This is a genomic window from Micromonospora globispora (assembly GCF_003857015.1).
GTDB lineage: Bacteria > Actinomycetota > Actinomycetes > Mycobacteriales > Micromonosporaceae > Micromonospora > Micromonospora globispora.
Genome location: NZ_QGGF01000276.1, coordinates 1 through 10,297, shown reverse-complemented (window position 1 = coordinate 10,297; position 10,297 = coordinate 1). Strand labels below are relative to the sequence as shown.

Annotated in this window: 11 protein-coding genes and 1 tRNA gene; 8 read left to right on the top strand and 4 right to left on the bottom strand. The window is 70.9% G+C overall.

Going from position 1 to position 10,297, the window contains the following annotated elements; genetic code table 11:
- Positions 1–48: 48 nt before the first annotated feature.
- From DKL51_RS13000 to DKL51_RS12985, 4 genes are read left to right on the top strand one after another with little or no spacing between them, the layout of a single operon-like run.
- Positions 49–828 (top strand): ABC transporter permease, encoded by a 780-nt coding sequence (locus tag DKL51_RS13000; RefSeq protein WP_124812085.1) that lies wholly within the window; start codon positions 49–51, stop codon positions 826–828.
- 11 nt (positions 829–839) lie between these two features.
- The gene (locus tag DKL51_RS12995) at positions 840–2,174 is read left to right on the top strand and encodes an LLM class flavin-dependent oxidoreductase (protein WP_109945402.1); all 1,335 of its coding nucleotides are present in this window, start codon (positions 840–842) and stop codon (positions 2,172–2,174) included.
- Positions 2,171–2,734, top strand: a complete 564-nt coding sequence (locus tag DKL51_RS12990) for a flavin reductase family protein (protein ID WP_109945401.1) — start codon at positions 2,171–2,173, stop codon at positions 2,732–2,734. Before DKL51_RS12995 ends, DKL51_RS12990 begins: the two co-directional genes overlap by 4 nt.
- The gene (locus DKL51_RS12985) at positions 2,716–3,345 is read left to right on the top strand and encodes a malonic semialdehyde reductase (protein WP_243420838.1); all 630 of its coding nucleotides are present in this window, start codon (positions 2,716–2,718) and stop codon (positions 3,343–3,345) included. The genes DKL51_RS12990 and DKL51_RS12985 overlap by 19 nt, the downstream gene beginning before the upstream one ends.
- Before the next feature lie 136 nt (positions 3,346–3,481).
- Here the strand turns inward: DKL51_RS12985 and DKL51_RS12980 are convergent, their stop codons facing one another.
- Both DKL51_RS12980 and DKL51_RS12975 read right to left on the bottom strand, forming a co-directional pair.
- On the bottom strand, positions 3,482–3,937 hold the full coding sequence (locus DKL51_RS12980; protein WP_109945400.1) for an RrF2 family transcriptional regulator: 456 nt from the start codon (positions 3,935–3,937) through the stop codon (positions 3,482–3,484).
- Between the two features lie 7 nt (positions 3,938–3,944).
- On the bottom strand, positions 3,945–4,811 hold the full coding sequence (locus tag DKL51_RS12975) for a helix-turn-helix transcriptional regulator (protein ID WP_243420839.1): 867 nt from the start codon (positions 4,809–4,811) through the stop codon (positions 3,945–3,947).
- 204 nt (positions 4,812–5,015) lie between these two features.
- Between DKL51_RS12975 and DKL51_RS12970 the strand changes: the two genes are divergently transcribed.
- Entirely contained in the window at positions 5,016–5,792 is a 777-nt protein-coding gene (locus tag DKL51_RS12970) for a glucose 1-dehydrogenase (RefSeq protein WP_109945405.1), read from the top strand.
- A gap of 84 nt (positions 5,793–5,876) precedes the next feature.
- Here the strand turns inward: DKL51_RS12970 and DKL51_RS12965 are convergent, their stop codons facing one another.
- Positions 5,877–6,308 carry an SsgA family sporulation/cell division regulator gene (locus DKL51_RS12965; RefSeq protein ID WP_007457244.1) on the bottom strand — a complete coding sequence of 144 codons (432 nt, stop codon included), beginning with the start codon at positions 6,306–6,308 and terminating at the stop codon, positions 5,877–5,879.
- A gap of 273 nt (positions 6,309–6,581) precedes the next feature.
- Here DKL51_RS12965 and DKL51_RS12960 point away from each other — a divergent pair, with 273 nt between their 5' ends.
- Together DKL51_RS12960 and DKL51_RS12955 are read left to right on the top strand one after the other, a co-directional pair.
- Positions 6,582–7,154: a TIGR02611 family protein gene (locus tag DKL51_RS12960; protein WP_423790590.1), complete on the top strand. Its 573-nt coding sequence runs from the start codon at positions 6,582–6,584 to the stop codon at positions 7,152–7,154.
- A 50-nt stretch (positions 7,155–7,204) separates the two neighbouring features.
- Positions 7,205–7,279 (top strand) — tRNA-Val (locus DKL51_RS12955).
- Between the two features lie 120 nt (positions 7,280–7,399).
- Here the strand turns inward: DKL51_RS12955 and DKL51_RS36305 are convergent.
- Positions 7,400–8,038 (bottom strand): tyrosine-type recombinase/integrase, encoded by a 639-nt coding sequence (locus tag DKL51_RS36305; RefSeq protein ID WP_109945398.1) that lies wholly within the window; start codon positions 8,036–8,038, stop codon positions 7,400–7,402.
- A 643-nt stretch (positions 8,039–8,681) separates the two neighbouring features.
- Between DKL51_RS36305 and DKL51_RS12945 the strand changes: the two genes are divergently transcribed.
- Entirely contained in the window at positions 8,682–9,437 is a 756-nt protein-coding gene (locus tag DKL51_RS12945) for a DinB family protein (RefSeq protein ID WP_109945397.1), read from the top strand.
- The last annotated feature ends 860 nt before the right edge of the window (positions 9,438–10,297 follow it).

Genomic DNA, 10,297 nt, shown 5'->3' with positions numbered 1-10,297 from the left:
CGGCAAGGGCGGGCGCCCCCGGGGGCGCCCGCCCTTGCCGCGCCCCCGCTGCCCGGCCGGCTGCTCGCGCTCGGCGGTCGGGCGCTGCACCGCAGCGCCGCGCTGCTCGCCCTCGCCGCGGTCTGGGAGACCGCGCCCCGGGCCGGGCTGGTCGACCGGGTGTTCCTGCCGCCGCTGTCCGAGGTGCTCACCGCCTGGTGGGCGCTGCTCACCAGCGGTCAGCTCGCCGACCACGTCGGCGCCAGCCTCACCCGCTCGCTCACCGGACTGGCCCTGGCCGTGGTCACCGCCATCCCGCTCGGCCTGCTGATCGGCTGGTACCGGCCCCTCGCCGAGCTGCTCAGCCCGCTGCTGGAGGTGTTTCGCAACACCGCCGCCCTGGCCCTGCTGCCGGTTTTCGTGCTGATCCTCGGCCTGGGGGAGACCTCCAAGATCGCCCTGGTGCTCTACGCCTGCTCCTGGCCGATCCTGCTGAACACCATCGCCGGGGTGAAGGGCGTCGACCCGCTGCTGGTGCGCTCGGCCCGCTCGATGGGGCTGAACCACCTGCGGCTGTTCCAGAAGGTGATCCTCCCGGCGGCCGTACCGACCATCTTCACAGGCGTCCGGCTCGCCGGGGCCTACTCGATCCTGGTGCTCGTCGCCGCCGAGATGGTGGGGGCGAAGGCCGGGCTCGGCTACCTCGTCAACTACGCCCAGTACAACTTCGCCATCCCCGACATGTACGCCGGGATCATCACGATCTCCGCCATCGGCCTGGTCGTCAACCAGCTCCTCGTCGCCTGGGAACGCCGCTTCTCCACCTGGCGCGTCGACGTCACCGCCTGAGAGGAAAACCCATGTCCCGCACCCTGCACCTCAACGCGTTCCTGATGGGCGTCGGCCACCACGAGGCCGCCTGGCGACACCCGCGTACCGACCCGCGCCGGGTCGGCGACGTCCGGCACTTCCAGGAGCTGGCCCGGATCGCCGAACGCGGCACCCTCGACTCGGTCTTCCTCGCCGACGGGCTCGCCGTCGGGCCGGCCGTCCGACACAACATCCAGGCCGTCTTCGAACCGCTCACCCTGCTCGCCTCGCTGGCCGCGGTGACCGAGCACATCGGCCTGATCGCCACCGTCTCCACCACCTACAACGAGCCGTTCAACGTGGCCCGGAAGTTCGCCTCGCTGGACCACCTCAGCGGCGGCCGGGCCGGCTGGAACATCGTCACCTCCGCGCAGTCGCGAGAGGCGTGGAACTTCAACCTCGACGACCACCCGGCGCACGCCGACCGGTACCGCCGGGCCGCCGAGTTCGTCGACGTGGCCATCAAGCTCTGGGACAGCTGGGAGGACGATGCCCTGGTCCTCGACACCGCGGCCGGCGTCTTCGCCGACACCGACCGGGTGCACGAGGTCGGGCACACGGGCGAGCACTTCACGGTCCGGGGGCCGCTGAACACCCCGCGCCCGCCGCAGGGCCGGCCGCTGCTGGTGCAGGCCGGCTCGTCCGCCGACGGCATCGCCTTCGCCGCCCGGTACGCCGAGGCCGTCTTCACCGCCCAGCAGACCCTCGCCGACGGGCAGGCGTTCTACGCCGAGCTCAAGCGGCAGACCATCGCCGCCGGCCGGGACCCCGACCTGGTCAAGGTGCTGCCGGGCATCGCACCGGTGATCGGCGGTACGGAGGTCGAGGCGCGCGCCCTCGCCGACGAACTGGAGGCGCTGATCGTCCCCGAGCACGCCCTCTCCCAGCTCTCCGGCATGACCGGCGTCGACCTCACCGGGCTGCCGCTGGACGGCCCGGTGCCCGAGCTGCCGGACTTGAGCAGCGTGCAGTCGCACCAGAGCCGCTACCAGCTCGTCGTCGAGCTGGCCCGCCGGGAGAAGCTGACCATCCGGCAGCTCATCGGCCGGCTCGGCGGCGGGCGCGGGCACCGAGTGGTTGCCGGCACACCCGAGCAGATCGCGGACCAGATCGAGCTGTGGTTCAGCCAGGGCGCCGCCGACGGCTTCAACGTGATGCCACCGCTGCTGCCGTACGGGCTGGAGGCGTTCGTGGACCACGTCGTGCCGCTGCTACGCGAGCGTGGCCTGTTCCGGCACGAGTACACCGGCCGAACGCTGCGCGAGCACTACGGACTGCCCCGGCCCGCCAGCGCGTACGCCGCACGTGAGCTGGTGACGGCATGACCACCGTGGACCGGCCGGAAGCCGGTGCCGTCGAGCTGCGCCCTGTCGACCGGGACCTGTTCCGTACCCTGCTGCGCCGGCAGGCGTCCACGGTCACCGTGGTGACCGCGCCCGGCCTGGCCGGCGGCCGGCAGCTGCCGTCGCTGCCACCGGCCGGCTTCACCGCCACCTCGTTCACCTCGGTGTCGTTGGACCCGCCGCTGGTGTCGTTCTGCCTGGGGCGGGAGTCGTCGAGCTGGCCGACCGTGGAACGGGCCGAGCATCTGGCGGTGCACCTGCTCGCCTCCAGCCAGCAGGAGGTGGCGAAGACGTTCGCGACCAGCGGCATCGACCGGTTCGCCCGCCACCGGGGCTGGACGCAGGGGCCGTTCGGGGTGCCGCTGATCGACGGCGCGCTCGCGGTGCTGCTCTGCCGGGTGGTCCGCCGGATCGAGGCCGGCGACCACACCATCGTGCTCGGCGAGCCCCTCGCCCTTGGCGCGGGGGAGGATGGCGACCCGCTGGTCCACCACCGTGGCACCTACACCACCACCTTCGGCCCGTGGCCGTCGCCGTGGTGACCGCCCCACCGGCGCAGGACCTGTTGGCGCTCGATCCGGCCGCGCAGGACCTGCTGTTCCGGCGGGCCCGCACCGCCAACACGTTCACCGACGAGCCGGTCGACGACGACCAGTTGCGGGCGATTCACGACCTGGTCCGGTACGGCCCGACGGCCATGAACGCGCAGCCACTGCGGGTGCTGCTGCTCCGCTCGGCGCAGGCGCGGGCCCGGCTGCTGCCGTACGTCAGCTCGGGCAACCGGGTCAAGACGGCGGCGGCGCCGCTGGTCGCGGTGCTCGCCGCCGACATCGACTGGCACGAGCGGCTGCCGGAGCTGTTCCCGCACCGGGCGCAGGCCCGGGACGGGTTCGCCGGCGACCCGGACGGGCGGGAGGAGCAGGCCCGGCTCAACGCCGCACTGCAGATCGGCTATTTCCTGGTCGGGGTGCGGGCCGCCGGGTTGGCGGCCGGGCCGATGGCGGGCTTCGACCCGGCCGGGGTGGAGCGGGAGTTCTGGCCGGACGGGCGGCACCGGGTGCTGCTGCTGATGAACATCGGCCGGCCCGCGGCGGACGCCTGGCGGGAGCGGCTGCCCCGGCTGAGCTACCCGGAGGTGGTCCGGACGCTCTGACCGCTGCGGTGACCACCGGCGTCGCGGGCCCGGTCAGCCCTGGCGCCACCGCTCCCGGCGGCCGTCAGCGGTGTCATCGCTTCCGTTCGTCAGGCGCGGCGGTCAGGCACGCACTCATCGCCTCCGGCGGGGGTGGTCAGCGGGGTTCCCAGGCGTCGGGACGGGCGATCAGCCTGCGGACGTGACCGGGGAGCCGGCCGCTGGTCACCTCCGCGAGGCTCACCTCGTCGACCACCTGCCGGACGGCGGCCCGGACGGCGACCCAGAGCCGGGGCAGGTTCTCCGCCGCGCCCTCGTACTTCGTCTCCTCCGGACGCAGCCCGCGTACCCCGGCGAGGGGCCCCTCCACCGCGCGCAGGATCTGCCCGATGGTGATGTCCTTCGGCGGCCGGGCCAGCGTGTAGCCGCCCTCGGCGCCGCGCTGCGCCCGGACGATCCCAGCCCGGCGCAGGTCCGCCAGGACTGCCTCGAGGAACTTGCGGGGCATGTCCTGCTCGGCGGCGATGGCCTGGGTCGACAGCAGGGCGGGGTACGCGGTGGCCAGGCTCAGGCCCGCCCGGACCGCGTAGTCGCCGCGCGCGGTGATCTGCACCCTGTCATCATGCCCGCCCGTTGGGCGCCGGTGCGTCCACGGGCGGACGCGGACGCACCATCCGAACCGGGAGCGGCTGCTCGCGGGCGGCCCGGAAGGCACCCGGGCTGACCCCGACCTCGCGGGTGAAGAAGCGGCCGAAGTTGGTCGGCTCCGGGAAACCGAGCCGGCGGCCGATCTGGGCGATCGGCTCGTCGGTGGCGGCGAGCAGCCGGCTGGCCTGCAGCGCCACCCGCTCGTCGATCACCTGCTTGGCGCTGCGGCCGGTGACCGCGAGGCAGGCCCGGGTGAGGGTACGCACCGAGCAGCCGAGCCGGGCGGCGTAGTCCTCGACGCGGCGGGTGTGCTGGTAGCCGCGTTCCACCTCCTGACAGAACCGGTGGAAGGTGGCCGACTCGGCGCGCGCCGCCGGCCGCTCCTCGGCACCGCCGATCAGGTGCAGCCGCAGCAGCAGCACGGCCAGCTGGTGGCGGAGCAGAGCCCGGGCGGCGGGCACGCCCCGGTGCCGTTCCGCGTCCACCGCGAGCTGGGTGACCTCGCTGATCACCGCGTCCTCGTCCTCCCCGGCGAGCTGCCGGTACGCCGCCACGGTGTCCGGATCGACGTCCAGGCCGCGCAGGGTGCCGGCGCTCCAACGCACCACGCAGGCGTCGAGGTGGGCACCCAGGCAGCGCAGTGCCTGACCGGGGTGGGCCCGCAGCAGGGTGCCGGGTCGGCAGGGCAGCGCCCGGAAGTCCAGCTCGGCACTGCCGTGTCCGCCAGTGACCAGGATCAACAGGTCCGCATCGAGGAGCACCGGGCGCCGCCAGGTGGCTTCGGGCACCAGGTCACCGAGAGCGCCGGTCACGATGGCGTCGGCGTCGTACTCGGTCATGGGCAGGTCGGTGCGGATTGCCGGGGAGAGCTGACCGGTAGTGACCATCGTCCCGACGGTAACTGCCCTTTCCGCAGGTCGCATCTCGGCGCGCGTCCGGAAACGGCGGTCTTGTCCCGGCGCGCACCGGGGGGCTAGGTTACCGAGCGGTAGCGCCCGGGTCGGCGGACCACCCGCGACCCGCCGACTCGCGATGGGATGGGCATGACGGATCTGTTCTCGGTCGACGGCAAGACGGTCCTGGTCACCGGCGGCTCACGGGGGATCGGGCTGATGATCGCCCGGGGCTTCGTGCAGGCCGGCGCGCGGGTCATCATCTCGTCGCGGAAGGCGGAGGTCTGCGAGACCGTGGCCAAGGAGCTCTCCACGGAGGGGCACTGCGAGGCGAGCCCTGCCGACCTCAGCCACAACGAGGGCGCGGAAGGGCTGGCCGCCGCCGTCCGGGAGCGCACCGACCGGCTCGACGTGCTGGTCAACAACGCCGGCGCGACTTGGGGCGCGCCGCTGGAGTCGTACCCGGAGGCGGCGTTCGACAAGCTTTGGGCGGTCAACGTCAAGGCCGTCTTCCGGCTCACCACCGCGCTGCTGCCGGCGCTGCGCGCGGCAGCCAGCGCCGACGACCCGGCCCGCGTGATCAACATCGGGTCCGTCGACGGCATCCGGGTGCCGTGGATGGAGGTGTACGCCTACTCGGCGACCAAGGCGGCCGTGCACATGCTCACCCGCAGCCTCGCCCACCAGCTCGCCGGCGAGCAGATCACGGTCAACGCGATCGCGCCCGGCCCGTTCGAGAGCAAGATGATGGCCTTCGCGCTGGACGACCCGGCATCCCGGTCGGCCATCGAGCAGCAGGTGCCGCTCGGGCGGGTCGGCCGCCCCGAGGACATGGCGGGTACGGCGATCTACCTGGCGTCCCGGGCCGGCGCGTACCTGACCGGTGCCGTGATCCCGGTGGACGGCGGCATCACCACGCACGGCTGAATCGGCCACGCCCACGGCGTACCCGATCGGTGGTAGCCGGAGCCGCGCGGACTCGGCAGATCCGCGCGGCTCCGGTGTGCGTGGTCAGCGGCCGGCGAGTAGCCGGTTCACCGCCGTGTCGACGTCCAGGTGCTCGGCCTCGCGGCCGCGCGGGACGACGACGTAGGTCCGACGCAGGAAGCGCACGAGGACGCTGCGCGGGACCTCGAAGAGGGCGTTGCCGTCCGGCGACGACAGCGCCAGCGCGACGAAGTCGCCGCGCGGTGTGGCCCACGGCCAGACCCGGACGTCGCCGATGCCGGCCGGTTCGTCGAGCCCGGTGACCAGCAGTTCGCGAGCGAACGACCAGCTCACCGCCTCGCCGCCGGCGGATTCGGCGTGGAACAGGACATGGACCGCATACGGGTCAGCAGGGTCGTAACGCAGACTGGCACGCACCGGCAATGCGGTGGCGTCAGGCGCGACGAGCCTTAGCGACGTCTCGACCTCTACGGTCGTCGGTCGGATGACACTCATGGACGTTCTCCCCCCGGCACCGCTGCGGAACGCGCGTGTCCCGCTTTCCCCATACTCAGGTGCTACTCCTGGCTACGCTCCGCCATACGCTGACTTCACCCTGTGGTGGGAAGGGGGTCGGAAAGCCCACGAGAATGTGAAAATTCTTGTAGGATTTCCGGTTCTGCCCAGTCCGTGGTGCCGCCCGGCAACGGGTGGTTCAGTCGTCGACTTACTCCGGTAACGTCCAGTCCTCTGCGAGGGTGACGGTCCCGGGCGACACTGGGGGTGGAAATGGTCGCGAGACGTTCCGCGATCGATCCGACGACCATGGCCGACCCGCCGAAAGGAGCGGTCCGAGCAGCCGAAAGGCGGGGGTACGAGGTGTCGACGGAGCCGGAATCCCGGAGCCCTTCGGGTGCCCGGGGTGCGTCCCGCGGTGGCGGCACCGCCGTCGCCGAGCGCCGTCGCGGTGGCTGGCGCGGGCGCGTGCACACCACCCTCGACCTGATTCGCTCCAACCCGACCGGCCGGGTCACCCTCAAGATCTTCATCGCCATCGCCGGCGCCATCGTGGTCACCGTCGGTATCGCCCTGATCCCGCTGCCCGGACCCGGCTGGCTGCTGGTGATCGCGGGGCTGGGCATCTGGGCGGTGGAGTACCACTGGGCCCGGCGGCTGCTCGGCTTCACCCGCCGGCACGTCTACGCCTGGACCCGATGGGTCACGAGTCGGTCATTGCCGGTGCGGTTCGCGCTCGGTGCGGTCGGGCTGGTCTTCGTCGCCGTGGTGGTCTGGCTGTCGCTCAAGTACAGCCTCGGGATCGACCTGGTGGCGAAGGTGTTGCATTACCTCGCGACGCACTGACCCCGGGTTTTTGGTCTGCGTTGTCGATCAGGTAGAGTCATGCGCGCTGAGGGCGATTAGCTCAGCGGGAGAGCGCTTCGTTCACACCGAAGAGGTCACTGGTTCGATCCCAGTATCGCCCACCATCGATATAGCACAGAAAAGGCACCCTCCGGCGAGGGTGCCTTTTGCTGATTGCATCGCTAGTCGTCGTTGGAAGTCAGCGGATCGTCAGCGGCAGCAGGTTGAACACGCCGATGAAGAAGTCAGCGAGACGAAGCGAACGCGTCGCGGATGCGTTGATCTCTCCCGTCCGATCGGTGCGTGTAGAGGTTCAACGTGGTCGACGGCTTCTCGTGGCCCATCACGGCCTGGACGTCGTTGACGGGCACACCGCGCGACACCAGCTCGGTGGCGTACGAGTGCCGCAGATCGTGGAAGCGCAGCCCGCCCGGCGCTATCTTCGCCACGTGTGCGACGGCTTCCCGCTCGGTCGTGAACTCGGCGGAGCACTTGACGCCGTCCAGGTCGACCCAGGCTGCGCGCCACTTGAAGTGGCCCAGACGGCTCACGTCTCCGAGCAGGCCGGCGCGCACGAGTGATGGCCGCCAGACGCGAGCCCGGAACAGGGTTCGCCGCAGCGGACCGGCGGACGAGTTGGTGAACACCTCACCGCGCGGGCCGGCCGGAAACGCCTCCTGATGGGCCGCCAGCAGGTCAGCCGCGAAGTCTGGCACCGGGACGGCACGCCGGCCTGCCCGTGATTTCGGGTAGGGCTTGATCGTGACCGTGCCCGCAACCTCGACGGCGACCCGGACAACCTCGACCGTCTTCGTGGTCACGTTGAGCGATTCCCAACGCAGACCCGTGCACTCGCCCCACCGCAGGCCGGTGCCGCCGGCCAACGCTCGGTTCGCTGGTCACCGGGGCCTTCGGGACCGTGCCGGGGCTGCGCGACCAGGGCGCGGTACCGATCCGGGACCGCCGGTAGGAGCCGGCCGATTAGGTCAGCGCGGGTCAGAACATGTCCATCACTGTCCTTCTTCCGGCGGGATGGCACCCTCACGCCCTCGCACGGGTTGACGCCAATCAGCCGGTCGAGGACGGCCGCGCGAAGGATCGCGGCGAACAGGCGGAAGCACTCCGCCACAGTGGCGGGCGAACGCCGGGCGCCCAGTTCGGTCACCCAGGACTGAACCGCCAGGTGATCGATGCGGAACAGCGGCACATCCGACCAGCGCGGAAGCACATGCGTCCGAAGGATCGATGCATCCCGCGCCCGGGTTGTCAGCTCATCGTTGCGCGACTCCCGCCACCGCTGCGCGTACTTCCCGAACAGCAGCCGGCCGGCGTGCGGATCGACATAGCCACCGCGGGCGATGGCTGTCTCCGTCTCGGCCAGAAAGGACGCCGCCTGCCGGCGCGTCGGAAACGTCTTGGCCCTTACATACTGGGTGGAGCCGTTCTCGCAATCATCATCAGTTGACTACGACCCTCACGCTGTGCTACCCACTGGCGCAGGCGGGACGGATGCGGGAAACTGCCTCGATGCCTGCCGAGTACGCCCAGAGTGACCAGTTCCGTGGTGCCCGCATCCACCTATGCGACCTTGCCGGCCTTGAGATTCGCGATTGCGAGGTCAGCGGCCTGAAGATCGTGGACTGCTATGGGGGCGACGTCTACCTCGGTGGCGACTTCGAGCGTCTCGTCGTTAACGACGTCGACGTGACCGCTTACGTCGAGGCCGAGCTCGACCGGCAGCATCCCACGCGGGTGCTGGCGCGTGACGCCGCGTCCTCCGTCGACTACCGGGCTGCTTGGGATGCCATCGAGACGCAATGGGAGGCGACGCTCGACCGCGCCAGGCTCCTGCCCGAGGCCAAGCTGCACGAGCAGGTCAACGGCGAGTGGTCGTTCGTCGAGACCCAACGGCACCTGCTGATGGCCGGCGATGCATGGCTCGGCAATGCCGTACTCGAGGAGGATGCGCCGTACCACCCGTTGGGCCTTCCTTACGGCGGGATGCCGCCCGACGCAGCGGCGAAGCTCGGGCTCACCCTCGAAGCCACCCCGACGCTCGACGAGGTACTCGCGCCGCGGCTCGCTCGCATGGCCACGATGCGGCGTGTCGTCGACGGGCTCACCGAGGCCGAGCTCGAACGGGTGTGTGGTCGCAAGCCGGCGGACCCCTATCCCGACCGGGAGTACGTCGTGCGCAGCTGCCTCAAGGTGGTGCTCAAGGAAGAGGCCGAGCATCACCGTTATGCGGTACGCGACCTCGCCGTGCTCGAGGCCGGTGCCTGAACCGGGTGAAGGCGCCCGCCGAGCAGAAGCGCTGACCGGTCGGGCGACTTCCAGCCGCAGTGCGTGCTACTACTCCCGGCTCCTCAACTCCCGTCCCAGGCAGTGGGCTAATCGTTGTTTTCTTGCTGCCCCCGCCGAGGCCACCAAATTCGGCTCATCGAACTCAACCGACAGCCTCCCGGGAGTGTGAGACAGTTGCATCTACGAGATGCCCTTCTTGTGGCTGGAAGATGGACCCTAGACAAGTCCGATCTTTCCAGCGCAGAAGGGCATTCTCACACCCACAGCACGTTCACCCCGCACCACATCGGTGGATCCGGGCTTAGAGATAAGGCAGGGCAGAGGCAGTCGGCCAGTAGGGGCCGGCTGTCTTTGTGTATGTAGGGCGAGAGCAGCGAGCGCGGTCTGCCACGGCGAGCCCGCGCCAGACGGGCGTCAGGGCCGGGTGGGGTTGCGACTCGCTTGCGGGTGGACAGCGTCCGGAGCGAGTGAGTGATGTCGTGGTTGGTCTTGGCCGGCTCCGAACTGCCTGTGATCTGTTGCCGAATTGGCCTGTACTGAGATCAAGGCGCTCCGCGCGGCGCGGGCCGGGGCGCGGCAAACGGCTCCTGCGGAGCCGCCGCCCCGGCCGCCTACGGCGCCGGGGCGGAAAGTCAGCCGGTCCGAACCCCACGCCCCGCCCCGCGCGTCACCCCTGGGTCAGTGAGGTGACGCGGTGACGAGTCCCGGAGATGACCAGGGCCAGGCGGACACGCCTTCACCCGTTCTCGACGTACCAGAGGCACCACGAAGGCCGGAGGCCATTACACGGCGGACGGAGTTGCCGAACGGTCCGCACGGGGCCATTGGGACCCCAGGAA